The organism is Burkholderia sp. MSMB1498, assembly GCF_001526245.1.
GTDB lineage: Bacteria > Pseudomonadota > Gammaproteobacteria > Burkholderiales > Burkholderiaceae > Burkholderia > Burkholderia savannae.
The window spans coordinates 1-25,716 of sequence record NZ_LOYJ01000128.1; the positions used below are offsets into that span (position 1 = coordinate 1).

Annotated in this window: 34 protein-coding genes and 2 pseudogenes; 31 read left to right on the forward strand and 5 right to left on the reverse strand. The window is 64.7% G+C overall.

All coding sequences use genetic code 11. From position 1 onward, the window contains the following. Nucleotides 1-48 precede the first annotated feature (48 nt). The 4 genes and pseudogenes from lysB to WS91_RS30115 form a co-directional block, all read left to right on the forward strand. Nucleotides 49-405, forward strand: a pseudogene (lysB, locus tag WS91_RS30100) (Rz-like lysis system protein LysB); the annotation flags it as partial. Next, nucleotides 326-601 (forward strand): Rz1-like lysis system protein LysC, encoded by a 276-nt coding sequence (gene lysC, locus WS91_RS37685; RefSeq protein WP_231752113.1) that lies wholly within the window; start codon nucleotides 326-328, stop codon nucleotides 599-601. The pseudogene lysB and the gene lysC, both read left to right, overlap by 80 nt. After that, complete coding sequence (locus WS91_RS30110) at nucleotides 594-1,010, forward strand: phage tail protein (protein ID WP_059671579.1); 417 nt, start codon at nucleotides 594-596, stop codon at nucleotides 1,008-1,010. The genes lysC and WS91_RS30110 overlap by 8 nt, the downstream gene beginning before the upstream one ends. Next, nucleotides 1,007-1,474 (forward strand): phage virion morphogenesis protein, encoded by a 468-nt coding sequence (locus WS91_RS30115; RefSeq protein WP_082758431.1) that lies wholly within the window; start codon nucleotides 1,007-1,009, stop codon nucleotides 1,472-1,474. Before WS91_RS30110 ends, WS91_RS30115 begins: the two co-directional genes overlap by 4 nt. Nucleotides 1,475-1,577: 103 nt before the next feature. On the opposite strand, the gene WS91_RS35080 is transcribed toward WS91_RS30115, so the two are convergent. Then, nucleotides 1,578-2,300, reverse strand: coding sequence for a hypothetical protein (locus tag WS91_RS35080; RefSeq protein ID WP_231752114.1), 723 nt, complete (start codon nucleotides 2,298-2,300; stop codon nucleotides 1,578-1,580). Between the two features lie 259 nt (nucleotides 2,301-2,559). Then, nucleotides 2,560-3,351 carry a DNA-methyltransferase gene (locus WS91_RS30120; RefSeq protein WP_059671647.1) on the reverse strand — a complete coding sequence of 264 codons (792 nt, stop codon included), beginning with the start codon at nucleotides 3,349-3,351 and terminating at the stop codon, nucleotides 2,560-2,562. An 18-nt stretch (nucleotides 3,352-3,369) separates the two neighbouring features. Here WS91_RS30120 and WS91_RS37690 point away from each other — a divergent pair. The 14 genes and pseudogenes from WS91_RS37690 to WS91_RS30180 form a co-directional block, all read left to right on the forward strand. Further along, nucleotides 3,370-3,600 (forward strand): annotated as a pseudogene (locus WS91_RS37690) (hypothetical protein); the annotation flags it as partial. After that, nucleotides 3,525-4,205, forward strand: a complete 681-nt coding sequence (locus tag WS91_RS30125) for a phage baseplate assembly protein V (protein ID WP_059671580.1) — start codon at nucleotides 3,525-3,527, stop codon at nucleotides 4,203-4,205. The pseudogene WS91_RS37690 and the gene WS91_RS30125, both read left to right, overlap by 76 nt. Continuing rightward, nucleotides 4,202-4,564 (forward strand): GPW/gp25 family protein, encoded by a 363-nt coding sequence (locus WS91_RS30130; protein WP_059641264.1) that lies wholly within the window; start codon nucleotides 4,202-4,204, stop codon nucleotides 4,562-4,564. The genes WS91_RS30125 and WS91_RS30130 overlap by 4 nt, the downstream gene beginning before the upstream one ends. Beyond that, entirely contained in the window at nucleotides 4,561-5,466 is a 906-nt protein-coding gene (locus WS91_RS30135; RefSeq protein WP_059671581.1) for a baseplate assembly protein, read from the forward strand. The genes WS91_RS30130 and WS91_RS30135 overlap by 4 nt, the downstream gene beginning before the upstream one ends. Then, on the forward strand, nucleotides 5,459-6,013 hold the full coding sequence (locus tag WS91_RS30140) for a phage tail protein I (RefSeq protein WP_059641269.1): 555 nt from the start codon (nucleotides 5,459-5,461) through the stop codon (nucleotides 6,011-6,013). Before WS91_RS30135 ends, WS91_RS30140 begins: the two co-directional genes overlap by 8 nt. A gap of 10 nt (nucleotides 6,014-6,023) precedes the next feature. Continuing rightward, on the forward strand, nucleotides 6,024-8,357 hold the full coding sequence (locus WS91_RS30145) for a phage tail protein (RefSeq protein ID WP_059671582.1): 2,334 nt from the start codon (nucleotides 6,024-6,026) through the stop codon (nucleotides 8,355-8,357). A 16-nt stretch (nucleotides 8,358-8,373) separates the two neighbouring features. After that, a complete protein-coding gene (locus WS91_RS30150; RefSeq protein ID WP_059671583.1) occupies nucleotides 8,374-9,042 on the forward strand; it encodes a tail fiber assembly protein in 669 nt (222 codons plus the stop codon). Nucleotides 9,043-9,098: 56 nt separating this feature from the next. Beyond that, a complete protein-coding gene (locus WS91_RS30155; protein ID WP_059671584.1) occupies nucleotides 9,099-10,271 on the forward strand; it encodes a phage tail sheath protein in 1,173 nt (390 codons plus the stop codon). A gap of 15 nt (nucleotides 10,272-10,286) precedes the next feature. After that, a complete protein-coding gene (locus WS91_RS30160) occupies nucleotides 10,287-10,796 on the forward strand; it encodes a phage major tail tube protein (RefSeq protein ID WP_059671585.1) in 510 nt (169 codons plus the stop codon). Between the two features lie 60 nt (nucleotides 10,797-10,856). Next, nucleotides 10,857-11,201 (forward strand): phage tail assembly protein, encoded by a 345-nt coding sequence (locus tag WS91_RS30165; RefSeq protein WP_059671586.1) that lies wholly within the window; start codon nucleotides 10,857-10,859, stop codon nucleotides 11,199-11,201. A gap of 8 nt (nucleotides 11,202-11,209) precedes the next feature. Further along, nucleotides 11,210-11,323: a GpE family phage tail protein gene (locus tag WS91_RS35090; protein WP_044368053.1), complete on the forward strand. Its 114-nt coding sequence runs from the start codon at nucleotides 11,210-11,212 to the stop codon at nucleotides 11,321-11,323. A 2-nt stretch (nucleotides 11,324-11,325) separates the two neighbouring features. Then, the gene (locus WS91_RS30170; RefSeq protein ID WP_059671587.1) at nucleotides 11,326-14,337 is read left to right on the forward strand and encodes a phage tail tape measure protein; all 3,012 of its coding nucleotides are present in this window, start codon (nucleotides 11,326-11,328) and stop codon (nucleotides 14,335-14,337) included. Between the two features lie 17 nt (nucleotides 14,338-14,354). Beyond that, the gene (locus WS91_RS30175; RefSeq protein ID WP_059671588.1) at nucleotides 14,355-14,780 is read left to right on the forward strand and encodes a phage tail protein; all 426 of its coding nucleotides are present in this window, start codon (nucleotides 14,355-14,357) and stop codon (nucleotides 14,778-14,780) included. Next, nucleotides 14,780-15,880, forward strand: a complete 1,101-nt coding sequence (locus WS91_RS30180) for a phage late control D family protein (RefSeq protein ID WP_059671589.1) — start codon at nucleotides 14,780-14,782, stop codon at nucleotides 15,878-15,880. Before WS91_RS30175 ends, WS91_RS30180 begins: the two co-directional genes overlap by 1 nt. A gap of 13 nt (nucleotides 15,881-15,893) precedes the next feature. On the opposite strand, the gene WS91_RS37695 is transcribed toward WS91_RS30180, so the two are convergent. The 3 genes from WS91_RS37695 to WS91_RS30195 all read right to left on the reverse strand — a co-directional run bounded on the left by WS91_RS37695 (nucleotide 15,894) and on the right by WS91_RS30195 (nucleotide 17,992). Continuing rightward, nucleotides 15,894-16,691 carry a hypothetical protein gene (locus WS91_RS37695; RefSeq protein ID WP_231752115.1) on the reverse strand — a complete coding sequence of 266 codons (798 nt, stop codon included), beginning with the start codon at nucleotides 16,689-16,691 and terminating at the stop codon, nucleotides 15,894-15,896. A 68-nt stretch (nucleotides 16,692-16,759) separates the two neighbouring features. Beyond that, nucleotides 16,760-17,482, reverse strand: a complete 723-nt coding sequence (locus tag WS91_RS30190; protein WP_059671591.1) for a hypothetical protein — start codon at nucleotides 17,480-17,482, stop codon at nucleotides 16,760-16,762. Nucleotides 17,483-17,533: 51 nt separating this feature from the next. Then, nucleotides 17,534-17,992, reverse strand: coding sequence for a helix-turn-helix domain-containing protein (locus WS91_RS30195; RefSeq protein WP_059671592.1), 459 nt, complete (start codon nucleotides 17,990-17,992; stop codon nucleotides 17,534-17,536). A gap of 83 nt (nucleotides 17,993-18,075) precedes the next feature. Between WS91_RS30195 and WS91_RS35095 the strand changes: the two genes are divergently transcribed. From WS91_RS35095 to WS91_RS37700, 13 genes are all read left to right on the forward strand, one after another. Continuing rightward, the gene (locus WS91_RS35095) at nucleotides 18,076-18,312 is read left to right on the forward strand and encodes a hypothetical protein (RefSeq protein WP_004524462.1); all 237 of its coding nucleotides are present in this window, start codon (nucleotides 18,076-18,078) and stop codon (nucleotides 18,310-18,312) included. 3 nt (nucleotides 18,313-18,315) lie between these two features. Further along, a complete protein-coding gene (locus WS91_RS35100) occupies nucleotides 18,316-18,612 on the forward strand; it encodes a phage DNA-binding protein (protein ID WP_004549900.1) in 297 nt (98 codons plus the stop codon). Next, on the forward strand, nucleotides 18,600-18,848 hold the full coding sequence (locus WS91_RS30200; protein WP_059671593.1) for an ogr/Delta-like zinc finger family protein: 249 nt from the start codon (nucleotides 18,600-18,602) through the stop codon (nucleotides 18,846-18,848). The genes WS91_RS35100 and WS91_RS30200 overlap by 13 nt, the downstream gene beginning before the upstream one ends. A gap of 85 nt (nucleotides 18,849-18,933) precedes the next feature. Beyond that, nucleotides 18,934-19,152, forward strand: a complete 219-nt coding sequence (locus tag WS91_RS30205; RefSeq protein WP_059671594.1) for a hypothetical protein — start codon at nucleotides 18,934-18,936, stop codon at nucleotides 19,150-19,152. A 5-nt stretch (nucleotides 19,153-19,157) separates the two neighbouring features. Beyond that, nucleotides 19,158-19,355 carry a hypothetical protein gene (locus tag WS91_RS30210; protein WP_059671595.1) on the forward strand — a complete coding sequence of 66 codons (198 nt, stop codon included), beginning with the start codon at nucleotides 19,158-19,160 and terminating at the stop codon, nucleotides 19,353-19,355. 43 nt (nucleotides 19,356-19,398) lie between these two features. Beyond that, nucleotides 19,399-19,593: a hypothetical protein gene (locus WS91_RS30215; RefSeq protein WP_059671648.1), complete on the forward strand. Its 195-nt coding sequence runs from the start codon at nucleotides 19,399-19,401 to the stop codon at nucleotides 19,591-19,593. A gap of 3 nt (nucleotides 19,594-19,596) precedes the next feature. Continuing rightward, the gene (locus tag WS91_RS30220) at nucleotides 19,597-19,836 is read left to right on the forward strand and encodes a hypothetical protein (RefSeq protein WP_059671596.1); all 240 of its coding nucleotides are present in this window, start codon (nucleotides 19,597-19,599) and stop codon (nucleotides 19,834-19,836) included. Nucleotides 19,837-20,004: 168 nt separating this feature from the next. Beyond that, nucleotides 20,005-20,211 carry a hypothetical protein gene (locus WS91_RS30225; RefSeq protein WP_059671597.1) on the forward strand — a complete coding sequence of 69 codons (207 nt, stop codon included), beginning with the start codon at nucleotides 20,005-20,007 and terminating at the stop codon, nucleotides 20,209-20,211. Nucleotides 20,212-20,213: 2 nt separating this feature from the next. Next, nucleotides 20,214-20,573, forward strand: coding sequence for a hypothetical protein (locus WS91_RS30230; protein WP_059671598.1), 360 nt, complete (start codon nucleotides 20,214-20,216; stop codon nucleotides 20,571-20,573). Continuing rightward, on the forward strand, nucleotides 20,570-20,824 hold the full coding sequence (locus WS91_RS30235; RefSeq protein ID WP_059671599.1) for a hypothetical protein: 255 nt from the start codon (nucleotides 20,570-20,572) through the stop codon (nucleotides 20,822-20,824). Before WS91_RS30230 ends, WS91_RS30235 begins: the two co-directional genes overlap by 4 nt. A gap of 11 nt (nucleotides 20,825-20,835) precedes the next feature. After that, nucleotides 20,836-23,628, forward strand: coding sequence for a toprim domain-containing protein (locus tag WS91_RS30240; protein WP_059671600.1), 2,793 nt, complete (start codon nucleotides 20,836-20,838; stop codon nucleotides 23,626-23,628). 619 nt (nucleotides 23,629-24,247) lie between these two features. Further along, the gene (locus tag WS91_RS35110) at nucleotides 24,248-24,559 is read left to right on the forward strand and encodes a DUF4224 domain-containing protein (RefSeq protein WP_082758438.1); all 312 of its coding nucleotides are present in this window, start codon (nucleotides 24,248-24,250) and stop codon (nucleotides 24,557-24,559) included. After that, nucleotides 24,556-25,662: a tyrosine-type recombinase/integrase gene (locus tag WS91_RS37700; RefSeq protein WP_231752116.1), complete on the forward strand. Its 1,107-nt coding sequence runs from the start codon at nucleotides 24,556-24,558 to the stop codon at nucleotides 25,660-25,662. Before WS91_RS35110 ends, WS91_RS37700 begins: the two co-directional genes overlap by 4 nt. The last annotated feature ends 54 nt before the right edge of the window (nucleotides 25,663-25,716 follow it).

Below are 25,716 nucleotides of genomic sequence, written 5' to 3' on the forward strand. Positions count from 1 at the left end.
GCTCGACCGCGCGTACGTGAAGTACGCCGGCACCGGCAAGGCGGCCGCATGAATTTCTCGCGCCTGACACCGTGGCTAGCGCTGCTCGCGCTGATTGCGTTGGTCGCGAGCTGCCAGCACAGCCGCGCGCTGCGCGCGCAGCTCGAGCGGGCGACCGACGACGCGCGCCGTGCGAATCACGACGCGCAAGCGAGCGCCGCCGTCATCGAGCGCCTGTTGGCCGACGCCAAGGCGAAGGATGCACAACGCGAGCAGCTCGACCGCGCGCGCGCCGGCGTCGACGCGACGCTCGCGACCTATCGAACCGAACTGCGGAGACTGATCGATGAAAACGCCGCCGTGCGCACCTGGGCTGCTGGCGCTCTGCCTGACGACGTTGTGCGCCTGCACGCAAGCCCCGCCCTCAATGGCGCCGACGATTACGCTCAACGAGTGCGTGGCGGTGACGCCCTGCACGATGCCGGCGATGGCGCCACGAACCAACGGTGAACTGAGCGATGCGCTGACCGTCGCGCGCGCGGCGTGGGCGCACTGCGCGTCCGAAGTCGACATGATCGCGACGTGTCAGGCGCGCGTGCGGCGGGCGGGCGGCCATGAATAAGCCGAACAGCCTGCGTGCGGCGCTCGTCGCCGCGTTGCCGCAGCTCAGCACCTCGCCCGATCAACTGCTCGTGTTCGTCAACGAAGGCAGGATCGAGGCGACGGGCACGCGCACGGCGTCGTTTGACTATGAATACGAGTGCGAGATCATCATTCGCGATTTCGTCGGCAGCGCGGACGACGTGATGGTCGCCGTTGTTGAGTGGGCGCGCGCGAATCAGCCGGACCTTGTGACGAACCGCGACGAGCGCCGCGACGGCATCACGTTTGTCGCGGACATCCTGTCGAACAACGCCGTCGACCTCGGGCTGAAAGTAAAGTTGTCGGAAAGCATCGTGGTCGGAACGGACGAAGCCGGCAACCGGACGGTCGAGCACATCGACGACGCGGCCGACGAGTGGCTCGCATGACGGACGATCTTCAGGCGCTCGAACGGTGGGCCGGCGGGCTGCTCGCGAAGCTGTCGCCGGCCGCTCGCCGTCAACTGCTGCGCGAGCTCGGCCGCGATCTGAGACGCGCGCAGCAGTCGCGCGTCGCTGCGCAGAGGAACCCGGATGGTTCCGCGTATGCGCCGCGGAAAGTGAAGCGCGGCGGCAAGCGCTTACGCGAGAAGGCCGGCCGCGTGAAGCGTGAGGCGATGTTTCGGAAGCTGCGCACGGCGCGGTATCTGCGCGTCAACGTTGACAACGCGGGGCTTGCGATCGGCTTCGACGATCGGCTCTCGCGCATCGCGCGCGTCCACCAGGAAGGACAGCAAGCGCCCGTCGAGCCGGGCGGCCCGCTTGCGCAGTATCCGGTTCGCGTCGTGCTCGGTTTCGCTGACGCCGATCGCGAGCTCGTGCGCGATCGGCTACTACGTCACCTGAACCGCTGAACCGTTCACCGCGGCCTTGAACCGCGTCGATGCGATCGCGCAAGAGGCCACATTCGATCGGCATCGTATGCGGCCCTCGGTTGTATGTAATGGAACTGGACAATCATTCCAAGGCTGCGCGAAAGTCGCCAACCTCGCCAAGCATGCTCCCCCTGTAGGCTTTCAAGGCCGACTTCCATTCATATTGCTTAGGATGCGCTGCAAACCAACTGTTGACAAAATTTTCTAGGCGATAAGTGCCACTCCAACCTTGGTTATCGCTTATCCAAAAGTCGTAAAGGTTGTTCGGGACGTTATCCGGCGAAAGCGTCTCCGCAAGCCATGACCAGAGATGATCACAGGGGATCATTGCGACGACGCCATAGATCGGCTCCATGAATTCGGCTACATAGTGTTCATGGGCAACATAAGCTTTTACTGCATCGTTTGGATTAATCGCCAGGATGTCTTTGATGTGCCACGACTTCATGATGGAGTCGGTGTAAGACAGATAACCTTCATAGCGAGCCTGTGCAAAAGCTGCCAGCATGTCTTCATGATGTTTTTTCGCGCGCGCCTCAACCAGACGATAATCTTGCTCTGCTCGAACGCAGTATGCTGCGTCCTGCACTGTGTATTGCCCGTAATTGCAGGGAGGCAAGGTACCGTTAGCAATGCCTTGAATGTAAGGCGAGTTAAGGGCATCTTGTGCCAAGCCATAGCATGCTTCCCAGAGTTGAGAAGTAATCGAGTTGGCTGGCGGTGGCGATGTGGAAACGTCTAACTTCGCCAGCGATGGATGGTCTAGTTGGATACGCCGCGGCGTCCTCGTCACGAGTGGCTTCATCATCATGCTCCGTCTATTTTATGGGGACACGTTATTTTTAGCGAAATAATTAATTAAATTTCGCATCGAGACCGATTAAATCGAGCTCGATCCGCAGCTTAAAATTTATATTTTTAATTACCCCGCCAGCAATGACCCCCATCCCGCGCATTAACGACCCTCAGGCACCGACGTTATTATAGGAGATAGGAATTAGTACTTTGCCCCCCCTATTTAAATTGAAGTTGAATCACATCATTCAATAGTCCGCCGAATCGTTTCATTTAACTGCCGCGCTGCCTGCCCTCCCTGAGTCATCCGTCGTAGCGTCGAGCCGAGCCGATGCGACCGCGTGATACGCCTGGTTCGTCTCACATCCGATCCAGTGCAAGCCGGCGTCGCGCGCCGCAGCGAGGAACGTACCTGAGCCCGCGAACAGATCGCACACGACGCCGCCGGCCGGCACGAGCCGCACGACCTCGCGCGCCACGTCGAGCGGCTTCTCGGTGACGTGTTGCTTTGGCAACGGCAAGCGGCACGGGAACACGCCCGGCAGATACACATCGCACTCGCGCATCGCGCCGCGGCTCGCCCACACGATGAATTCGGCCTGTTGCGCGAAGCCGCCGCGCCTCGGCCGCGTGCGGCCGGGCGTCTTGTCCCATACCGCGACGCCGCGCAGGATCAAGCCTGCGGCCTGCACGACATCGGTGAGCGTCGGAAGCTGCCGCCAGTCGATGAAGCTCACGAGCAGCCCGCCCGGCTTCAACGCGCGGCGGCATTCGCTCAGCCACGCGTGACACCAGAACGCCCACGCGCGCTGGTCCATGTTGTCGCTGTCGAAATTCTCGTACTCGACCTTCACGCCGCTGTTGATGTACTTCTCGCTCGGCGGCCGCGTGCGCGCTGACGTGTGCAGCCCGCCGGACGAATACGGCGGATCGGTGAACACCATATCGATTGACGCGTCGGGCAGCGTGCGCGCCAGCGTAAGCGCGTCCGTAGCGTGAAGTCGGTCAAGTAGCGGAGCAAGATCGGCCGCGGGCGCGGCATCGGTAGGTTGAATCGTCATCGTGTTGCGAACGTAAAAATGCGCGCGCGGCGCTCGCCGCACGCGTCGTCGTGTGTATCGAGCGGCCATTGTCGACGCCCATTCCGCCGCGTGGATCACGAGCACGCTGTACCCAGCGGCACGACAAAGGCGAACGCTCGCGCCCCGCGCGGGCGACCGGCACCATTGGCGGTATGGATGCGAACGAAATTCAACGGCAAGCACGCAACGCCGTGCGCAAAGGCTCGATTCTCGATGTCGATCACGCGGCCGGCCTCTGCCGCGTGTCGGTCGGCGAATCGGACGACGACGGCCTGCAAACAAACTGGATTCCCTGGCTCACGCCCGCGGCCGGCAAGACGCGCGAATGGTTGCCGCCGACGAAGGGCGAGCAAGTCGTCGTGCTCGGCGCGATGGGCGACCTTGCGCAAGGCGTCGTGCTGCGCGGTGTGTTCTCCGACGCGTTCCCCGCCCCCGACAACCGGCCGAACACCCACACCCGAATCTATGCGGACGGCGCGCGCGTGAGCTACGACCACGACGCACACGCGCTCACGGCCGAGCTGCCCGCCGGCGCGACGGTGCGCGTCGTCGCGCCCGTGTCGGTCACGGTCGAGACGGAATCGGCGACCGTGAAAGCTGCGTCAGTCACGCTCGACGCCGAACAGACCACCTGCACGGGCGCATTGCTCGTGAAAGGGGCGCTCACGTTCGAGTCCGGCATGACGGGCTCGGGCAGCGCCGGCGGCGGCAACGTGATGCGCATCGACGGCGCGGCCGATTTCACGGGCGAAGTGCGCTCGATGGGCAAGAGCGTGCCGCACCACACGCACCAGGCGCGCGGCGAATCGGCCGAAGTGAGCCCGCCGCTATGAGGGGCATGAACGCAGAAACGGGCCGCGCGATGTCCGGGCTCGATCACCTCGCGCAGTCCATCGGCCGCATCGTCTCGACGCCGCTCGGCTCGTGCATCCAGCGCCGCACGTTCGGCTCGGCGCTGCCCGACCTGATCGACGCGCCGGCGAACGGCGCGACCCGGATTCGCCTGTACGCGGCGATCGCAACCGCGTTGATGCGATGGGAACCCCGCATGACGGTCACGCGCGTTCAGATTTCGGCGGCGGCCGGCGACGCGTTCGCCGGGCGACAGTTCATCGACATCGAAGGCTGGACCGACGAGCGCGACGAGCTCGTCTCGCTGCGCGCGCCGATGACGAACGGAGGAACACCGTGAGAAGTACGCCCATCGACCTCTCGCAGCTCCCGGCGCCGGATATCGTCGAGCCGCTCGACTTCGAGACGCTGTTCGCCGAACGCAAAGCGCGGCTCGTGTCGCTGTATCCCGTCCAATTCCAGGCGGAAATCGCCGCGACGCTCGAACTTGAATCGGAGCCCATGACGCGCGTCCTCCAGGAGAACGCGTATCGCGAAGTGCTGCTGCGCCAGCTCATCAACGACAAGTCGCGCGGCGTGCTGCTCGCGTATGCGCGCGGCACGACGCTCGAACACATCGCCGCGCTGTTCGATGTCGAGCGGCTCGTGATCACCGCGGCCGATCCGGAGAACGGTATCGATGCGGTCTATGAGGATGACGACAGTCTGCGCGAACGCGTGCAGCTCGCGCCGCGCGGCTTCTCCGTCGCCGGCCCCGAAGAGGCGTATGTGTTCCACGCGCGCGCGGCGGACGGCCGCGTGCTGTCCGCGTCCGCGCGCAGTCCGGAGCCGTGCGTGATGGTGGTCACGGTCCTGTCGCGCGAAGGCGACGGCACGGCGAGCGACGAGCTCGTCGGCGTCGTGGGCGCGGCGCTCGAAGGCGTGCGCCCGCAAACCGACCAGGTAATCGTGCAGAGCGCGAAAGTCGTGCTGTACGCGATCCGCGCGACGCTGCGCTTCTTCTCCGGTCCGGATCGCGGCGTCGCGCTCGCGGAAGCCCGCAAGCGCACCGAGAAGTTCGCGGCGGACATGCGGCGCATCGGCATGGAAATCACGGTCGACGGCCTGCACGCGGCGATGCGCGTCGCCGGCGTGCAAAAGGTGCTGCTCGACTCGCCCGCCGGCGGCGTCCCCGTGACGCCCGAGCAGGCGCCGTTCTGCACCGGAATCGAACTGATCGACGGCGGGGTCGCGGATGACTAAGTTGGCAACCTCGCTGCTGCCCCCGAACGCGACCGCGCTCGAGCGACGGCTCGCGGAGGCGAACGCGCGTATCAGCGACATCCCGGTCGACATCGGCACGCTGATGAACCCCGACACGATCCCGCTGCGGTTTTTGCCGTGGCTCGCGTGGCACCTCGGCGTCGAGACGTGGAAGGACTACTGGCCCGAGCAGGTGAAGCGCGCGCGCGTGAAAGCGGCGATCCGGATCGCGCGCAAGAAGGGCACGGCCGCGGCCGTGCGCGACGTGTGCGCGTCGTTCGGCGCGAACGTCGTGATGCGCGAGTGGTTCGAGAAGACGCCGAAGGGCCGGCCGGGCACGTTCGAAATCCTGTTGACGGTCGGCGCGCGCGACGGCATCCCGGCGACCGCCGAATACGTCGCCGACATCATCGCCGAAGTCGACCGGGCGAAGCGCGGCACGGCGCACTACACGTTCACGCAGGGTTTCAGCGCGACCGGCACGCAGCGCATCGGCGCGGGCGCGCGCGCGGCGGTGTATCGCCGCCTGTCCCTCACGGATATTTGACATGGCTGGAATGCACATCCACATCACCGACGCCGGCCGCGCGGCGCTGGTCGCCGACGGCCACACCGGCACGGCCGCGCACCGCGTCGTCGAAATCGGGCTCGGCGCCGCGCCGTTCGCGTTCGATCGCGGCATGAAGGCCTTGCCGGGCGAGCGCAAGCGCGTGACGACGTTCGGCGGCGACAACGTAGCGCCGGATACGGTCCACGTCGTGATTCAGGACGATTCGGACGATCAATACTCGCTGTACGCGTTCGGGCTGTACCTGGACAACGGCGTGCTGTTCGCCGTCTACGTGCAGGACACGCCGATTCTCGAAAAGTCCCCCGCGGCAATGATGCTGCTCGCGGCCGATACGGTGTTCGAGACGATCGACGCCACGAAGCTCGAGTTCGGGCCGGCGACGTTCCTGAATCCGCCGGCGACGACCGAGCGCAAGGGCGTGGTCGAGCTCGCCTCGCAGGCGGAAGTCGACGCCGGCGACGACGACACGCGCGCCGTCACGCCGAAGACGGCGAAGCGGCGTTACGCCGCGCTGTCGGGCGCGACGTTCGACGGCCGCGTGCGCGTCGTCGCCGATGTCGACGATCGCGCCGCGCAGCTCGACGTGTCGCCGAAGACAGCGGCCCCCGGCCAGGTGAGCAAGGTTCGCCTGTTCGGCACGTTCGGCGACGCATCGCTACCCGATCTGAGCCCGCGGCTTGCCGCATCGCTTCGCGCCGGCTTCAACGCGGGCGCATGGGGCACCGAATACGTCGACGTTTGCGTGAACGACGGCGCGAACAACGACACGGGCAGCGACGCGAAGCAGAAGCGCGTGGCGCGCTTCACGTCGGGCGGCCGCGTGCTGATCGGCGATCGCGCGGACGACGGCAAGGCCGCGTTGCAGGTTCGCGGCGGCATCGACGCGACGGAAGGCGTCACGGCGCGCGCGATCGACGCCGGCGGCGCCGGCGGGCAGCTCCGCGCAGTCTGCGACGGCTACGGCGCGTTCATCCGCAACGACGGATGGAGCGTGTATCTGCTATCGACGCCGAAGGGCGCCCCGGACGGCGGCTTCAACGACTATCGGCCGTTCTCGTGGTCGCTGACGACGGGGCAGGTGATCGTCGACGGCAGCGGAGCGGGCGCGGTCTTCGGTGGCGCCGTGAACATCGCCGACGATCTCCAAGTCGGACGGCAGGCAAACGAAGGGCATATCAAGCTCGGTCCGGTCGACGGCTATCTCTACGCGAACCAGGTCAGCACCGGCTGGTGGTCGCCGTCGGGATCGTCATATCAATACATCTTTGCCGACCACACGTTCCGCATCGACGGGCGGATCGCGTGGCACGAAGGCAACCTCGACCCGCTCGACAAGAGCAAGGGCGGCACGCTGGCCGGCGATGTGTCGTTCGCGCCGGGCAAGCGGCTCGTGCTCGCCGAAGGCAGCCCGTCCGTGCCGTCGCTCACGTTCGCCAACGACGGCGTGCCGGATACCGGTCTCTATCACGCGGCGGACGGCGAGTTTGGCGTGACGTGCAACACGAGCGTCGTCGTGCGCTTCTCGCCGACGCTTGCCGTGTTCGAGCAGCCCGTCACCGGCCCGACGCCGCCGGCCGCCGATCGTTCGACGCGTCTCGCGACGACCGAATGGGTTCGGTCCGTCCTGTCGACGACGACCATTGGTCAGATCGTGTTCGAGCCGCGGACGACCGTGCGGCCGGGCTTTCTCAAGGCAAACGGCGTGCTCGTGAACCGGGCCGACTACCCGGAGCTGTGGGCATATGCGCAGGCGAGCGGCGCGCTCGTGTCCGACGCCGAGTGGGCACAAGATCGGTGGGGCTGCTTCTCGACGGGCGACGGCGCGACGACGTTCCGCTTGCCCGAGCTGCGCGGCGAGTTCATTCGATGCTGGTCCGACGCGCGCGGCGGCGTCGACGCGAGCCGCCAGATTGGCGCGTTCCAGGGCGACCAGAACCACTTTCACGCGCACGGCGCGAGCGCAAGCGCGGTCGGCGACCACGCGCACAACGCATGGACCGATGGGCAAGGCGGGCACGATCACGGGGGCTCAACCACGTGGGGCGGCGACCACAGTCACGACCTTGGCAACGATTACGCAGGGTCGACCGTCGGTTCGACTTACCCGATGGCAATCAGCGATTTCGCTACTGGCCGCCGATATCACACGGCGGTAGCAGGCGGGCACAACCACCAAATCCCCGGCGTTGGCAATCACGGCCACAACGTCGGAGTGGGCGCCGCCGGGGGCCACTCGCACGCGATTGCGATCAACGGCGACGGCGGCGACGAATCCCGCCCGCGCAACGTCGCGCTGCTCGCGATGATTCGCGCCTACTAACCACGAGAGATACGACATGCTGATTCACCACTACAACCCGGCAACAGGCGAATACCTGAGCAGCAGCCAGCCGGACGCCGATCCGCGCAACGACGGCCGCTGGCTGATCCCGGCGTCCGCGACGCTCGACGCCCCGCCCGCGCGCACGCCGACCACGTGGCCGTTTTACCGCGACGGCGCGTGGTTCCTGCTGCCCGACTACCGCGGCCGCGTCTGCTATCGGACGGACACGGGCGAGCCGGTCGAAATCGCGATCGCGGGCAAGACGCCCGCCGACCTCGGCCTCGCGACCGAGCCGCGCCCGTCCGAGCGTCACGCGTGGCTCGACGGCGCGTGGACCGTGCCGCCCGAGCTGATCGCGCGCGAGACGCGCGACGCGGCGATGGCCGAATTCGAGCGGCGATTGGCGATCGCGCGCCGGGAGAACCTCGGCAAAGCCGACGCGTACGCGGCGGGCCAGCTCGACGACGAGCAGGCGTACTACTTCAAAGCGTGGTCGGCCTACCAGATGGCGCTTGTCGCCGCGATCCAGAAAGACACGTTCCCGGATGCGATCGCGTGGCCCGACACGCCCGCGCCGTACGTGCCGCCGGCGCCCGAGCCGATCGCGCCCGAAGGCATGCCGCCCGCCGACGACGCAACGCAACCGGCGGCGCAGTTGTACACCGAACGCACCCCGGCGTGACGCCGCATCGATCACCGGGAATCCTCCCGATTTTTACGTAACAGGAGCTGCACACCATGCCGCAGGATTACCACCACGGCGTTCGCGTCATCGAAATCAACGAAGGCGGCCGCCCGATTCGCTCGGTGTCGACGGCCGTGCTCGGCGTCGTCTGCACGGCGGCCGACGCCGACGCGAGCGCCTTTCCGCTCAATACGCCCGTGCTGCTGACGAACGTCGTCGCCGCGCTCGGCAAGGCCGGCAAGAAAGGCACGCTGCGCCGCACGCTCGACGCGATCGGCAAGCAGACGAAGCCGCTCACCGTCGTCGTGCGCGTCGCCGAAGGCAAGGACGCGGACGAGACGACCTCGAACGTCATCGGCACCGTGACGCCGGAAGGCAAGTACACGGGCATCAAGGCGCTGCTCGCCGCGCAGGGCGCCCTCGGCGTGAAGCCGCGCATTCTCGCGGCGCCGGGGCTCGATACGCAGCCGGTCGCGGCCGCGCTCGCGTCGACCGCGCAGTCGCTGCGCGCGATGGCCTACGTCTCGGCGTCCGGCTGCAAGACGAAGGAAGAAGCCGCCGCGTACCGCAAGCAGTTCGGCCAACGCGAAATCATGGTGATCTGGCCGGACTGGCTCGGCTGGGACGACACGACGAATGCGACGGTCGTCATCCCCGCGCCGGCGATCGCGGCCGGCTTGCGCGCGAAGATCGACAACGACGTCGGCTGGCACAAGACGCTGTCGAACGTCGTCGTGAACGGCGTGTCCGGCATCAGCGCCGACGTGTCGTGGGATTTGCAGGACCCGGCGACGGACGCCGGCTATCTGAACGAGCACGAAGTGACGACGCTCGTGAACCGCAACGGTTTCCGGTTCTGGGGCGAGCGTACGTGCTCGGACGATCCGAAATTCGCATTCGAGAACTACACGCGCACCGCGCAGGTGGCCGCCGACTCGATCGCCGAAGCGCAGATGCCCGTCGTCGACGGTCCGCTGAATCCGTCGCTTGCGCGCGACATCGTGGAAAGCATCAACGGCTGGTTCCGGCAGCAGGTCGCGAACGGCTATCTGATCGGCGGTAGCGCGTGGATCGATCCGGAGCCGAACACGGCCGACGTGCTCGCGTCCGGCAAGGCGTACATCGACTACGACTTCACGCCGGTTCCGCCTCTCGAAAACCTGGTGCTGCGCCAGCGCATCACCGACCGCTACCTCGCCGATTTCCCGGCGCGTGTCGCGACCTAACAGGAGTCAAACGCAATGGGTATGCCTCGAAAACTGAAGGGCTTCAACGTCTTCCACAACGGCGCGAACTTCGTGGGCGAAGTCGACGAGCTCAACCTTCCGAAGCTCAAGCGAAAGATGGAAGCGTGGCAAGGCAGCGGCATGACCGGCCCCGTGAAGATCGACTTCGGTAACGAAGAGCTTCAGCTCGAATGGACGTGCGGCGGCTTCATGGTCGAAGTGCTCGAACAGTACGGCGCCGTGCAGCACGACGGCGTGCTGCTGCGATTCTCCGGCGGCTATCGGCGTGAGGACAGCAAGAAGCACGACCAGATCGAAGTGGTCGTGAAGGGCCGCCACGAGGAAATCGACATGGGCACCGCGAAGACGAAGGAAGACACGAAGTTCAAGATCACGACCAACGCCAGCTACTACAAGCTGACCGTGAACGGGCGCGACCTCATCGAGCTCGACTTCGTGAACGCGGTCGAGAAGATCAACGGCATCGACCTTGCGGCGGACCTTCGCCACGCGATGGGTCTGTAACCACACGCCCGCGGCGACCGCGGGCCATCCGTTCAATTTCACATCCAACCAGGAAACACCATGACGACCATCGATACCGCCAACATCGAAACGACGGGCCACGCCACGCTCGACGAGAACACGCACACGCTCGACACGCCGATCGAGCGCGAAGGGCAAACCATTACGCAGGTCACGCTGCGCAAGCCGACGTCGGGCGCGCTGCGCGGCACGTCGCTCGCCGCGCTCGTGAACCTCGATGTCGACGCGCTGCGTAAGGTGCTGCCGCGCATCAGCGCGCCGACGCTCACCGAGTTCGACGTGGCCAGCATGGACCCTGCCGACCTCGTTGCATTGGGGGGTATCTTCGCGGGTTTTTTGATGCCGAAGGCGCTGAAAGCGAGCATGGAATTCCCGAACGCGTAGAGGATGCCATGGCCGATATCGCGACCGTGTTTGGCTGGACGCCGCGCGATATGGACGGCTTTGCTCTGGCCGAATTGATGGACTGGCGCGAGCGCGCCCGGATACGTAGCGGAAACGAGTGACGATGGACAACGCCCTGAAACTGCGCGTCATGTTCGACATGATCGACAACTTCACGAAGCCCCTGAAGAACGTGCTGAACAGCAACAAGGGGCTTGCGCAGTCGCTCAAGCAGACGCGCGGCGAGCTTGCCGAGCTCGGCAAGCAGCAGAAGGCCGTCGCCTCGTTCCGCGAGATGCGAACCGGGCTCGTCGGTACCGCATCGAAGCTGGACAGGGCGCAAGCGCGCGTGAAGCGCTTGGCGGATTCGCTGCGTGCGTTCGGCCCGCCGTCGCGCGACATGATCGACAAATTCGAGAAGGCGAAGCAGTCCGCGGCGCGGCTGTCGATCGAGCACGAGAAGCAGTCAGCCCGCGTACGTGAGCTACGCGCGCAGCTCGCGAGCACGGGCCTCAACACGCGCCAGCTCGCCGAACACGAACGCACGTTGCGCTCGAACATCGCGCAGACGACGGCGACGATGCAGGCGCAGACGCGCCAGCTCGAAATCATGACCGAGCGTGAGAAGAAGCTCGGCGCGGCGCGCGGCAAGATGCAGGCGCTACAGGGCGTAGCCGGCGGCATGGCGATCGGCGGTTACGCGGCCAAGTCCGCCGGCGCCGGCGTCCTCGGCGGCTTGGGCGGCACGTTGGACGAAGCCAAGAAAGCGCAGAACGAAATCGCGCGCATTCAGGCTCTCGGCCTGGGCGAGCAGGCGACGCGGGACGCGGAGAAGTTCGCCCGTGGCATGAAGGTGCATGGTTCGAGCTACACCGACAATCTGACCATGATGCGCGACTCGATGACGATCTTCGCCGACGAGCATCACGCGCAGATGGCCGCGCCGATCCTGTCGCAGATGAAGTTCGCGAACGAGGCCATGTACGGCGCCGAGCATGGGGAAGAGAACGAACGCAAGTTCATGAACATGCTCAAGGTGATCGAGCTGCGCAACGGCACGAAAGACGAGGCGACGTTTCGTGACGAGGCGAACCGAGTCCAAAAGGTGATTTCGGCGACCGGCGGTCGCGTCGGGGGCGACCAGTGGATGGAGTTCATCCAACGCGGCGGCGTTGCCGCCAAGTCGCTGTCGAAGGACGCGTTCTTCTATCAGATGGAGCCGATCGTCCAGGAGATGCAGGGCGGCACAGCAGGTAACGCGCTGATGTCGGGCTATCAGAACTTGATCGAGGGGCGAACGACGGTGCGCGCCACGCGCAAGTTGATGAAGCTCGGCCTGCTGGACGCGAAGAAAGTCGAATACGACAAGAACGGCCACGTGAAGGCGTTCGCGGATGGCGCGCTGCTCAATGCAGAGCAATACAAGTCGTCCCCTTATGAATGGTTGCAGAAGACGTTGCTGCCGGCACTGGCAAAAAAGGGCATCAAGGGAGACAAGGCAATTCTCAGCGCGATTGGTTCGATCTTCACGAACCGATCCGCATCGAACCTGTTCGCGACGATGTACTTGCAGCGCGACCAAATCGCGAAGAACGAGCGCCTGAACAAAGGCGCGGCCGGCATTACCGAACTGAATGACATTGCGAAACTGCAAACGTCCGGAAAGGAAATCGCGGCGCTCGCGAAGTTGAAAGATCTGAAAGAAGAGATCGGCGAGCGCGTCATGCCGATGTACAACGCCGCGCTCGACAAAACCCGCGAACTGGCCGACAGGCTGTTGAATGCGATTAAGGAGCATCCCGAAGCGACCAAAGCGATTGTCGTTGTCGCCGCCGCGCTCGGCGGGCTGCTCGCCGTGATGGGAACGTTCACGATCGTCCTCGCCGGCGTGCTCGGCCCGCTCGCCGTCGTGCGGTTCAGCATGGCGACGCTCGGTATCCAAGGCGGCATCCTGTCGCGCGCGCTCGGCATCGGCGCGGCCGCGTGGCGAATGTTCGGCGCGGCCGCGATGGGGGCCGGGCGCCTGTTGCTCATGACACCGATTGGCCTGTACGCCGCGGCCTTCGCGGCCGCCGCGCTGCTGATCTACCGCTATTGGGGGCCAATCAAGGCATTCGTCGGGGGCGCGCTCGCGGCGATCGGCGATGCACTGGCACCGCTCGGCCGCGCACTTGCTGCGATCGGCGATACGCTGGCACCGCTCGGCCGCGCACTTGCGGCGATCGGCGATGCGCTGGCACCGCTCGACCGCGCACTTGCGGTTGCGCAACCAATGTGGGACTGGCTGGGCGGTGTGCTCTCGACCGTAGCAGGCTGGCTCGGCGAGCTCTTCGCGCCGGCACGCGCGAGCGCCGATGGCCTGTCCGCAGCGGCAGAGGCCGGCCGTGGGTTCGGTGCGGTGCTCGGTGCGGTGCTGCGCGCCGCGCTTGCGCCGCTCACGTGGCTCGGCCGCGCGCTCGGTGGGCTCGCCGGCCTATTCGTCGAAGCGATGGGCGACGCGCGCGTGGCGATGCACGGCGGGCTCGCGGCGCTCGGCGCGCTGATCCTGAACTGGTCGCCGCTCGGCATGTTCTACCGCGCGTTCGCGGGCGTGCTGTCGCTGTTCGGCGTCGAGCTGCCCGCGAAGTTCACCGAGTTCGGCGGCCACCTCGTCGACGGGCTCGTTGGCGGCATCAGCAGCGGGCTCGGCAAGGTGAAGGACGCGATTTCGAATATGGCGGACAGCACCGTGGGCTGGTTCAAAGAGAAGCTCGGCATTCACAGCCCGAGCCGCGTATTCGCCGCGCTCGGTGGCTTCGTGGGTGAGGGTGCGGCGCTCGGCATACAGGGCGAGCAGCAGCGCGTCGCGAAAGCGGCACTCGGCCTCGCAACCGCGGCTGTTGCGTCATTCGGCACGCCGGCGCTCGCGATGCCGACGCCGCCGCTCGTGCAGCCGACCGTGCCTATCGATCGCCGCGCGCCGCTTGCGGCGGCAACCGCCGCATCTTCGGCGGCCACCCCGGCGTCGCCGATCGTCATCAACATCTACCCGCAGGCCGGGCAGGACCCGCACGCGATCGCGCGCGCCGTCGAGGCCGCACTCGATCGCCGCGAGCGCGCGAAGCAGTCGCGCATCGGCTCGCGCCTGTCGGACTGACGCACACGGAGTCACGCATGCTCATGTCCCTCGACCAATTCGTTTTCAGTCTCACGAGCGCGCCGTTCCGCGAATTGCAGCGCCGGCGCACGTGGAAGCACCCGACGAGCTCGCGCGTCGGCGCGCGCGACGGCCGCCAGTTCGCCGGCGTCGGCGATGACACGATCACGCTGAACGGCCTGGTCGCGCCCGAGACGTTCGGCTCGATCGCGTCGATTCGTGAGCTCGCCGCGATGGCGGACACGGGCGAGGCGTACGTGCTCGTCGACGGCGCCGGCAACGTCTACGGCGCGTACGTCATCGCCGAGCTGAACGAGACGCAGAGCTACCACACGGTGGACGGCACGCCGCGGCGCATCGAGTTCCAGCTCACAATCGAGCGCGTCGACGACGACGTGCTGCGCACGGCGCGCGAGAAGAACACGCGGAAGGACAAGCGCTGATGGCTACGTCGACGAACGAACGCACTACGCGGCCGGAATCGCAGGACGCGCCGCGCGTCGCACGCCTGCATCCGCAGCCGGACTACCGCATATCGGTGGGTGGCCGCGATCTGTCGCGCCTGTTCGCGCCGCGGCTGGTGTCGCTGTCGATTTCGGAGTCGCGCTCCGACGAGGCGGATACGATTGACATCGTGCTCGACGATTCCAAGAACGACCTCGACATCCCAAAGCGCGGCGCGACGATCAAGGCGTCGATCGGATGGGCGGGCGAGCCGCTCGTCGACAAGGGCAGCTTCGTCGTGAACGAAGTCGAGCACAGCGGCGCGCCGGACATCATTACCGTGCACGCGCGCTCGGCCGCGATGACGAGCGGCATGCAGGAGCGCCGCGAAAAGAGCTGGCATCGGCAGACGATCGGCTCGATCGTGCATGCGATCGCCGGGCGCTACTCGCTCGCGCCGACCGTCGGCGATGCGCTCGCGAAAATCCTGATCGCACACATCGACCAGACGCACGAATCGGACATGTCGTTCCTGACGCGCCTGGCGAAGCGCTACGACGCCGTGATGAACGTGAAAGACCTACGCCTGTTGTTCATGCCGATCGGCACCGGCCAGACGGCGAGCGGCAAGCGGCTCGACGTGCTCGAACTGACGCGCGCGAGCGGCGACAGCCATCGTTACCACGTGTCGGAACGCGAGAACTACGCGGCCGTGCGCGCGCACTACCATTCGAACGGACGCGCGAAACGCAAGTCGGTCATCGTCGGGGGCGAGAACAACAAGAACGTGAAGGTGCTACCGGAAGACTACGCGACGGAGGCGGAAGCGCGCGCGGCCGCGCAAGCCGAATTCAAGCGGATGCAGCGCAGCCAGGCGACGATGAGCTACATGCTCGCGCGCGGCCGCGCTGAGCTGTTCCCTGAAATGCCCGTCGTCGTATCAGGCTTCAAACCGGAAATCGACGAGACGCCGTGGCTCGTGAAGAAGGCGACGCACACGATAGGCGACGTCGGCTTCACGACCGCGCTCGAGCTCGAAATGCGAGACGATCCGACGACGGACCGGCATCGGTCGCATTTCAGGAAAGCTGGAAAATGAAATTCCTTCCGGATCAGGTCGGCGTTGCTCCGAACCAATGCCCGATCCCTTCGCCTCTCAGGTAGTAGAGTTTTACGCCGTTAAGAACGCGTTCCTGATTGTCTCCACCCTCCTTATACTTCGTCACCATATCCATGATTTTGGGCGTCACGGATTTGACGGATACGTCAGGAATAGCCGCAGTTAGAGCAGCAGCAGCCACCAGCACGATGTTGGCGGCGGTGTCGGGAGTTCCGTCGCTACCGCCGATGAACGTGACTTCGAGAAGCTTCCCGGATTCTTTGCTCACACGAGCAATCAACCCCATGCGCTCGTCAAAGTCTGCGCGAACCGTATCTGCAACGCTTCCACGGTGCTTGTTGGAGAAACGAGCCCGAAACGGCAAATCCATCGTTTTCACGATCGCATCGAAACGAGCCGCATATTGCTTGGGGGTCATGCCCAAATCGCGATCCTCATTCGCATTGCTTTCTTTTTCGTCTTTATTTTCGGAACTGGACGATGCTGACTCGACTGCGGTGGCTACGACCGGCCGCGACGCTCGTTGCTCTGCGGATGAGCTGCTTGCGGATACATCACGAGTTGCCAAAGAAGCAGCCGCTGACGAGCTGGACGTTGATGCAACGCTCGCTGGCTCCTCCTTTGGAGCAAGCGTTCCAAAGAAGATCATCGACACGACAAAACCAGCAATGCCGGCACCCAAATGAGATGCGAACCCACCGTGCCCCTTGCCTCTCCAGAATTTCGCAAGAGCTCTCCAAACGATGCCCCAAATTAGGATCGTCGCAACAAACAGAAGTAACACGTTCATAAGTTCCCCGGAATGAATAGCGCAGTCGTGTGCGCCTGTTAGAAATTATTTTGCAAAAGCGTGACGAATTAGCGCCGGGCTGTGTCCGCTTTCTGCCATGCGGCACTATCACCAGTGGTCGCACACTGTCGGCGCACACCTGCTTGCATGACCACGCTACCGAGCGAATAGCGATTGCCGCCGTATTCGCAATGTGGTGATGTGACGACCGCTTGGTTCTGCGCGGACTCGTCTGGTCGGTGCATCACAACGTACATCGTCGCCGCAACGGCTATCGTCACCGTTACGGCGATCGATACAGCAAACCAAGGCAATTGCTTTTTCTGTTGTTGTGCCGGAGTGGATTCCGGTTCAATTGGCACCGTGGCGTCGGCTTGTCGAACCGCGTGTTCGGCCTGTGACTCAGCGGGCGCGACTGACTGCGGTGCGGCGTGTTTCCGCTCGTTAAGCTCCGATTGAACAGAGGCACGCGCGGGCTGATCCGCTGACCCGTTGCGTATCCACCCGTCGAGGTACCGCATCACGCGTTCGAACAGATCACGCGGCATCTCGTCCATGCTCGGGAACTTGAACACCGTTCTCAAGCGGCGGTACACCATGAGCTTCTCGACACCGGTCTTTGCCTCAAGCTCAAAGACTTTCGCTCCGATTGCGCGCCGTTGGCGTTCGCTGATGTACTGCTTCGACTCTGCCCCGCTATGCAGGTGGATATTGACGTTAGCTTGCGCATTACTGGCCTTCACATCTCCGCCAGCAACCTGCCCGACCTCTCCGCTGAATTTCTGATTCATTAACTTCTTTTTCTCCTACGGCTGGCCTGCCGTATGTTTCTCTCAGTTGCGTTAACTTTCCCGCTTCTTCTTTCGTCCTGCGCCCCCCATGTTGATTGTGAAGGGCGCCGTCACGTCGCCAACCACGTGATTCCCGATCTTCGCCCCTTCGAAATTCTGATGAACCGTTGTGGTTTTGGCGGCTTTCGGCGCTGCGGGAACCTGCTGCGTCATCCCCCCGATCAGGCCGAGCACGCCAGCTCGCCCCTTCGCGTCAAGCGACCGATACCCCGCCAGCAAGACTTCCTCGTCTGCCGACAACTCGGATGCATTGCGCTGCCCTGTCAGCAGGTACGCCACATCCACGCCCAGCGCAGCAACCGCTTCCAAATATGAGGAGTCGGGACGCCGCAAACCACTTTCATAGTTTTGCTGCGCATCTCGCTTAACCCCTCCAGACGCGGCGAAGTCCGTCTGATTCAATCCAAGGCGCTGACGTTCTTCTCGTAGGCGCTCCGCAAATGAATTCATTTGAATTTAAAATTCGTTGACATGAGGCCAAACGACCGCATACCATGTGTTTGTGCAAGGTTAACGAAGGGAAGTATACCGCCATGCTTCGCAAGAAAGCTCCCGTTACGCGCTCGCCGCGCGGCGTGTTGTCCAACAAGCCCGTATACATGCGGCTCATGCCGGACGAACGCCGCACACTCGAAGAACTGTCCGCATCCCAAAATCGCTCGACGTCCAGCGTCGCGCGACTAATCTACCTCGAAGGGGTTGAGCGGTATCAGGCCAAAGTTACCGATGCGAGCGCGCAAGCGCACGCAAATCCCGTTGTGGGGCATTGAGTCATGCGAAACCCTGCCCTTATCGAACCGGCGCTTCGTCATGCTCTGCACGGCCCCAAGCGTCAGGACGTGCAACAAGCTCTTGGATGGGATGACTCCCAGGTCAGCCGTTTCCTCAGCGGCGGGCAGGGAGTCGTGATCGACAAAATCGACACGCTCGTCGCCGCAGTCGGCTTCGTTCTCGTCACCCGCAAATACCTCGATGCCGTTGCCACACTAGGCGAAGTCGGTGTGCATTGCGAATGCGCCCGCCGCGGCTACGGCGAATGCCGCCCAGGGAGTTCGTCATGCGAATCCTGAACCGCTGCCCTCACTGCCGCACGCGTGCCACCGCACGCAGCAGCCGCGAAATGTCGCTGACCTTCCGTGAAGTCACGTATCAGTGCAACAACCCGGAATGCGGTCACACCTATGTCGTCAACATGGAATTCGCACGCACGCTGTCGCCGTCCGCAACGCCGAATCTCTCGCTGAATCTGCCGCTCTCGCCACACGTGCGCGAATGCCTCGCGCAGCAGCTCGAGCTGCCGGTCTAGCCGCCTAACCCGCTTCCCCGTTTCCCCTCGCATCGTGCCGTTGAGGCGCGAGGGGCTTTTTTTTCCTGAAGAAAAGGAGTACTGAATGGCCACTCTTGCTTCTACCCCTCTCGTCCTACCGTTCAACACCGTCGATCTTCCGCTCGAGAAGCGCCGCGAATACCTGCGCACCCTCTGGAACGCCGACGTCGACGCAGTCGTGTTTCTCGGCGCCGCGCGCAAGCTCGGTTATGCACTCGGCGGACGCTGGGATGCTGACGCCGACATGCCCGCCCTCGTGCCGACCGTCAGGCTCCTGCACTGACCACGATGCGCGCGCCCCTCTCCGAGCTCGAGCTGCGCGTGGCCTGGTCCCGCCTGCGCATGGTCGGCGACTTCGACACGGCTCCGCCGGCAGTTCGCCTTGCCGTGGAATCCGCGACGCGCGCAATGCGGGACCGCGAACAAGCCCGCTTGCGGCGCACCTTCGACGCGAAGCGCTGCGCGGCAAACGACACCGACGACTGACCCACCCGCGCCAGCCGCCGGCGCACACATGAGGAACCACACGATGAAACCCTACGTTTTCGGCATCGGCGTACTGCTGATGCTATCGACCTCGCTCACGGGCATTCACTGCCTGACCGCCGACGTATTGCGCCTGTTCGACATTCGCCACGCGCGCACCATCGCGTTCGCGGTCGGCGTCGTCGCACTGGTCGCGTTGATGGCCGCCTTGGCATGGTCCGTTCCGCCGCGGAGGTAAGCCATGACGCTCACGGAATTCTTCGCCGAGATCGGCAACGACCACCTGCGCTTCCAGCTCCTCGAACAGTCCATGACGGACATCCGCGCCATGCGGCGGGGAACGCTCGTCTCATTCGCCACCGACGCGATCACGTTGGCCGAAGCAGCGCTCGGCGCGGGCCGCGTGGGCCTGATCGTATGGGCCGATCGCGCCGCATACGAACGCGCGGCGACCAGAGCCAATCAAGCCAAGCCCACATAGCGCAACGCCGACCGCCGTCGACGAGCTCGAGGCGATCCGATCACGCGCTGTCGCGCTGCATCGCTCGATAGCGCATCCACTTTCACGCCGCGCGCACTCCCCGATGCCTCGGGGCGCGGCGCTTTTCCGGGGCGGTCCGCACGACGCCCCGGCTTTTTCGAGGGTGACATGAACCAGTTTTCTGAACCACTACCGGCGGACGACACAGACGTAAAGATCCGTTATCGGCATGCCGTCCGCTACTTGATGCTCCAGCGCATCGCAGAATTCCAAGCGCTGAAACATCACGGGTACTTTCCGTGTGCGCGCTCTCTTTTGCTGATCGACATCAGCTCGCGCCTGGGCGAGCTCGGCGGACTTGTCGGGGAGTGGTAAGCATGGCGAACACATTCATCCGCTATGAGCTCATGACGACGGCCGGCCTTCGCACTGTGAGCGGCGATCACGTCGTGATTCCGAACGACGCCGGCGCTACCTTCGGCATTCACATGGAGCGTCACGCGCCAGACGGCTACCCCGAAAAGTGGGCCGTGACGCATCTCGCATCCGGCTTGGCGGCCGGCGTCGGCCCGACGCGCGACGCCGCGATCGCGCACGCGGCCGCGAACCTCGAGCGCAACAAACGCCGGCTGCGCGACATGCTCGACGAAGCCATGACGGCGCGCGCCAATCTGCAAATCGCCGTCCATCGAATCCAACAGAACGAACACGCCATCCTCGGGAGGATTCCCGCATGAAACACGATCCGAACCGCGCGCCGCACGACGTCGCGCTCGCCTCCGCGATCGCCGCGGCCGCCGGCACGCTGCGCTTCGACAACAAGCCGGGCAGCCTTCAGCGGCAATGCATGCTCGGCCTGTTCGTCGCCGCGCTCAGCGACCGCCTCGCCCTCGCCTTCCCCGACTCCGCCGCCGCACTGAACGCCGTCGTGTTCAGCCCGGCCACGACCGGCAACCCCACCGACCGCACACCGCAGCAGCCCAAGTAGCAAACACAGACATGGCCACGATCGACGAACTGAAACAACGAATCGACCTGCACGACCTCGCCGACCGCCTCGGCCTCAAACGCGGCCGCGGCGGCGACAAGGCGCTCTACCACTCGCCGCAGCACGCGGATAAGAGCCCGTCCCTGTCGATCTACGTGAACCACCCGAAGCACGGCACGGGCTGGCGCGATCACAGCGCCGACGCCGGCGGCTCATGCATCGACCTGGTGATTCATGCGCGCGGCGGCACCGTCGCCGACGCCGTGCGTTACCTGCACGACGCCTACGGCATCCCGCTCGAGCGGTCGGCACCGATCGAGCGCCGCGAGAAGTCGACCGTCGAATACATCGCCGACCGCTGTCTCGCCGAGCGCGACCGCGTGCGCGAATACCTCGGCGGCCGCGGCATTTCCGCCGCAGCGATCGACGCCGCGATCACTTCACGCTCGCTCGGCTTCAACACGTGGACGAGCACGAAGGTCGCCGCCGGCGACGTCGGCCACGGCGGACCGGCCGCAGCCTTCATCGTGCGGGCACTCGAAGACAGCCGCGTCGTCGCCGTCGACATGCGGTATGTCGATCCAGCGCTCAACGGCGACACCAAGACCTCATGCCAAGGTGATCGATCCGGCTACGGCTGGACCGCTGACGTTCGCAAGCTGATGAACGCGAAGCGCGTCGTCATCGTCGAGAGCCCGATCAATGCCCTCTCGATCGATACCTGCGCCGCCCCCGGAACAGCCGCACTCGCATTGCGCGGCGTCGCGAACGTGGACGCTATCGACTTCACGTTTCTGCGCGGCAAACAAGTCGTCGTCTGCATGGACAACGACGAGCCGTTCCCTGACGGCCACCCGCGCGCCGGCCGTCGACCAGGACCGGAAGCCGCGTGGGCGCTCTACGAGCGCCTCGCGAGTCTCAACATCAGCGCGGTGCTCATCGATCAGGCCGGTTGGCTCGCCGACCTGGCGGACGGCGAGACGAAACAGCAGCCGATCAACGACGTGAACGACTACCTGCAACTGCGCGGCCCGGCCGAGCTCGCGCGCGCGCTCGAGCAGCTCGAGCCATGGCTCATCGCCGGCCTCGCCGGCGACGCCACGCGCCGCGGCCGACCGCGCATCTTTCTGCCGTCGCACGACTTCGCGCAGTATTGGCGCTTCCGCGTGCGGCCCGATTTCACGAGCTACATCACGAAGATGGACCGCAACGAGGAATCCGGCGTCGAGACGCCCGTGATGACGGACCTGTGCGGCTTTCGCATCGCCGGCATCAGCCGCGTATCAGTCGCGAGCGCGACATCGACGATGACGGGCGACGCCGACCAGGCACCTACCGTCTACTTCGCTGTGTCCGTGCAGACGCCGCGGCACGGCGCGCAGCTCGTCCGCCGCGTGATGCTCGACGACCAGCTCCACAACGTCGACCAGTGGGGCAAGTTCGGCCCCATCTGGACGCCTGCGCCGTTCAAGCGCATGGTGAACATCCTCGAGCGCGGCGCCGACCTCGGCGCGCGCCAGGCTGCAAATTTCGTCGGGCTCGCGTGGCGCGACGGCCGCCTGATCGTCAACGAGGGGCCGGACTGCTACTTCACCGAAGCCGACAAGCAGTGCCCGTATCACAACCTGACGTTCCCGAGCGGCCCGGCCGGCGACGCGCGTCGCGTGATCACCGCCTATCAGACGACGTTCAAGCAGAACGCGGCGACCATCCCGCTCGTGTGGGCGCTCGGCGGGCACCTGAAAGCGCTGCTCGGCTTCTGGCCGCACATCACGATCCAGGCGAACAAGGGCGCCGGCAAGTCGACGCTCATCAAGCGCCTTGAGCGCTCGCTCGCGTTCACGATGTTCTCCGGGCAGTCGCTGCAAACCGAATTCCGGCTGCTGACGAGCATCAGCCACACGAGCCACCCGGTCGGATGGGAAGAGCTTTCCGCACGTCGACAGGACGTGATCGACAAGGCGGTCGGGCTGTTGCAGGAGAATTACCAGTACACCGTCACGCGCCGCGGCACCGACATGACGGAATACCTGTTGTGCGCGCCCGTGATGCTGGCCGGCGAGGATGTGCCCGTACGAAGCCTGCTCGGCAAGCTCGTGCGCACGACGCTGACCGGCAAGCGCGGCCCGCTGCTGCCCGACGATCTGCCGCGCTTCCCGGTTCGGCAGTGGCTCGAGTACCTCGCGGGCCTCGACAAGCGCGCCGTGCTCGAGCAGTACGCGACGTTGCGCGACAAGGCGCTCGCGAAGTGCATCGCGAGCGGCGCCGACGACGGCGCGACTCGCATGGCCGCCAACTATGCGGCGGTCGCGCTCGCCTGGCGCTATCTCTGCGAATTCGCCGGCATGGACCCGAGCGAAGGCGGCTTTCCGCACGACCTGCTCGCGGAAATGAACAGCCACGTCGCGGAGACGAGCGCCGATCGCGAGCCGTGGGTCTGGATCATGGAAACCGTGCTGTCGGAGATCGACGGCGGCAACTACAAACACCCCTACACCTTCGATACGGTCGACGGCGAGTTCTGCCTGTTGCTGCGCACAGGCCACGTGATGGACCACCTCGCGCACACGAGCGCGCTGCGCGACAAATGGAACGGCCTGCCCGTGAAGTCCGACCGCGTGTTCAAGGCGCAGCTCAAGCACGCCGGCGTCGTCGTCGGCGAGAAGGAAGTCGAGCGCCGCATCTACACCCGCCGCGTGCCCTACCTCACGCCGGTTTCGCTCGAGCGCCTGGCCGTGTTCGGCCTGCACGTGTCGATCCGCGAGGACCTGGCGACCGATGCACTCGAACGGGGCCACGCATGACGCCTTCTCAGCCGTCGCGGCCGCCGTGCGGCCGTGCCCCTTCCCTCGTTCATTCCGGCCGCGTAGCGGCCCTGAAATCGGGTTTCCGCTGCGTGCGCCGATGCGCGCAGCAGTCGGCGCACACCAACCCGCGGCCGCCGCTTGGTTCACTTCCCCCCGTTCCCCCCGCGAGTCGAAACAGCCGGGCAACAGCGCGAACCGAGAGGAAGCGGGGCCGCGCGGGCGGATTTTTCCACAGCGACCGAGCAGGCAGCGCACGCGAATCGTGGATTTCGATGGTGTCCGCTCGTAAGTCATTGATTCTTGAAGCGAGTGCCGCCGCGAGTCCCCCCCGATTTGCCACTAGTCGAGCCGCTTTTGCCATGAGTCCGGTTTTCGCTCGGGCCGCCGCCGCCCTTCTCTCTTCTCTCTCTATTTCATTGAAAAAGAAAGAGAAAGAAAGCAAGGAAGGGCAAGGCATAGGCCGAAACGGACTGCCACGAGTCACAGGCGTTTTGCCATCAGTTACGGACGCTGCCTATTTTTTAGGCCACGAGTTTTCGGGCAGTGCCATGCCTGAATGATGGCAATTGATGGCCAAAAAATTACTTATAAATCAATACACTAAATGCAAAAACCAATGCAAACCACGTGTCCACGAGTTGTTCTGCGCCCGCTTCCCTCGCATCGCGAGCGTGAGACTCAGGATTCGCACGTCGTGCCGACGAACGCGTTGACGCTGACCGCCCGCGAAATCTATGAGGCGACGGGATACCGCCAACCGGCTCGGCAACTTCGGGCCCTGACGAACGCGGGAATCCCTGCGGACCGCCGACCTGACGGCAGCATCAGGGTCTGGCGGCACCACCTGTCCGGATTCACATTAAGAGAACCCAAGATCAGCCGGAAACGCCCGAAGCTAACCTCTGACATGAAGGAAATTACGAAATGATCGGACGCCGCCAAAGCCCCTCTTTCTTGCCCGCACGCGTCTACGAGAAACACGGATCGTGGTGGTTCGTCGACAGGAACCGCAAATGGCACAAGCTCTGCCGCGTCAGCGACGGTATCGTCTGCCTGTACGAATCGCTGGCTGAGTACACGCGTGCGTCCGACGGGAAGGCCGCGCTCGAGAACACGATGCCTGCCCTGATCGATGACTGGATGCGGAAAAAGCTGCCGGCATACGCGCCGAAGACTCGCAGCAACTACGTCAAGATGATCGGGCTCATCCGGAAGGAATTCGGCCCGCAGTGGCCGATCGAAGACGTCAGGCCCGTGGACGTTGCCCGATTTCTGGATAAGCACTTCCACGACAAGCCGAGCAGCAGCAATAAACACAAGGCGTTGCTGTCTTTGATCTTCACGCACGCTGTTCGGCGCGGGCTTCGCGATCGCAATCCCGCACGCGAGGTTGGCGCGGCCAAGGAAAAGAAGCGTGACCGCTACATCACGGACGACGAGTTGGACGCAGTGCGAGCGGCCGTCTTTGCTGGTGCCGACTACAAGACTTCTTCCGCGCGGTCGATCCTCTGCCTGATCGACTTGGCGTACCAGACCGCTCAACGTATCGGCGACCTTCTCGCGCTCAACTGGCAGAACGTGTCCGATGAGGGAATTTCGTTCCATCCGAGCAAGACGGTCAATAGCAGTGGCGTGCGCCTGTTGATCGAGATGACGCCCGATCTGCGAGAAACGCTGGATCGGGCACGCGGCGGCAAGATCACGTCCATCGGGCCAGTGATCTGCACGCACACCGGCGGCCGCTTCACCTATATCGGCGCGTACTCTGGATGGAAACGCGCTTGCCAACGAGCACGATCAGCATATGAGAAGGACTGCAAAGAGAAGGGAGTCACGCCGAACCCGAAATACCTGATCGGCATGCATTTCCATGATCTGCGGGCAAAAGCGCTGACCGATCTGAAGCGACAGCAAGGGGCGGCGGCAGCTCAATCACTGGCCGGCCACACGACCGAGAGTATGACCGCGCACTACACGAAGTCGCGTGAAGTGGAACGCGTCCGGCCAGTCCCATTGAAGCGCGCAAGTTAGACACTGACGCTCATGTTAGACAATAAGACTCTCCGAAGCAGCCGGAGAGCCTTA